Source organism: Paraburkholderia sp. SIMBA_027 (genome assembly GCF_046535315.1).
GTDB lineage: Bacteria > Pseudomonadota > Gammaproteobacteria > Burkholderiales > Burkholderiaceae > Paraburkholderia > Paraburkholderia tropica.
Window position 1 is genome coordinate 1 of record NZ_JAWRWY010000271.1, and the last position, 323, is coordinate 323.

1 protein-coding gene is annotated in these 323 nt (G+C 59.1%); it reads right to left on the bottom strand.

The annotated features are described in order from the left end of the window. Positions 1 to 323 (bottom strand): LLM class flavin-dependent oxidoreductase (locus SB764_RS39060; protein WP_410866620.1); only part of this gene is annotated, 323 nt, incomplete at both ends.

The following is a 323-nucleotide window of genomic DNA, read 5'->3' on the forward strand; positions in this document are numbered from 1 at the left end:
ATGCCCGTATCGATCCAGAACGAGTACTCGTCGAAGCCGAGTTTCTCGTAGGCCTTCAGGCGCGCGATGACTTCCTCCGGCGTGCCGATCACGTTGTTCTTGCGCATCGCTTCCGGCGTGTAGAACGGATGCGCGGCAATTTCTTCCGGGCTCAGCGTCTTGATCATGCCCTTGCTGACCGGACGCTCATTCCTGAACCACGCGCCGAAGTAGTTGTAGAACACGTTGACTTCGTCGGCGGCCACCTGCGCGTCGTCTTCGCTGCTCGCCACGTAAGTGTGGCGCAGCAGCATGATTTGCGGACGCGGCATCTCGCTGAATTT